Genomic DNA, 1,003 nt, shown 5'->3' on the forward strand with positions numbered 1-1,003 from the left:
AAGCTAGCGCTTTGACGGAAGGTGGTGATGTTACTGCTCGAATAGCGGGTACTGTGAATTTAACTTCTGATAATACATTCAAAACATCGACCTCAGATACTACAATAGGAACGGCTGCTGACTCAACACTAACCAGTGTAGATAAGGTGGATTTAACGAGTGCTGATGGCTCTCAAAACGCCTTATCTATTATTGATGCAGCACTGTCTAAAATAGACAGCAATCGATCTGATTTAGGTGCGATTCAAAATCGCTTTGGTTACACAATTAACAATTTAGCGAATATTGAGGAGAATTTATCAGCATCACGTAGCCGTATTCAGGATACTGATTTTGCAACTGAAACTGCTGAAATGACCAAGAACCAAATACTACAACAAGCGGGTACGTCAATACTTTCACAAGCAAACCAAATTCCACAAGCTGCTATTAGTTTATTAGGTGGCTAATTATTTAGTTCACTAGTAACTGTTTATATAAACGCACTTCAACTTGAAGTGCGTTTTTTGTTTCTTGAAATAGTAAAAATTATCTGAAACACAACCTTATGCGCTATAAAAATTAATAATTAACTATTTTTTAATTTAAAACAGCTAATTACATTTTATTAAACAAATAAACTAATTTATTTTCAAAATACTCCTAAAGATAATTTACCTCCTGCCGTTAACTTAATCAGTACGGAGCTGAGCATACATTTGTGACAGCTCTTGGTTAAATTAAATAGCAACATTACGAAAGTAATCAGGAGTTTTATTATGATTTCAGTTAACACAAATGTATCGTCACTAAACGCACAACGTAATCTAACAAAGTCAGGCGAAGGCCTAGCAACATCAATGGAGCGTTTAGCTTCAGGTATGCGCATTAACAGTGCAAAAGATGATGCGGCTGGCTTGCAGATTTCGAATCGTATGACATCGCAAATTAATGGTTTAGCTGTAGCGCAACGAAATGCTAACGATGGTATTTCAATGGCGCAAACAGCCGAGGGGGCGATGCA

The 1,003-nt window shown here is 36.7% G+C and carries 1 protein-coding gene and 1 pseudogene; both read left to right on the top strand.

The genetic code is table 11. The features are described 5' to 3' along the window. The coding region (locus H5088_RS20420; protein ID WP_259398148.1) for a flagellin at window positions 1–449 on the top strand (449 nt) is incomplete at its 5' end. 309 nt (window positions 450–758) lie between these two features. Beyond that, a pseudogene (locus tag H5088_RS20090) lies at window positions 759–1,003 on the top strand (flagellin); the annotation flags it as partial.

The organism is Pseudoalteromonas sp. SR43-3, from assembly GCF_014163875.1.
GTDB lineage: Bacteria > Pseudomonadota > Gammaproteobacteria > Enterobacterales > Alteromonadaceae > Pseudoalteromonas > Pseudoalteromonas distincta.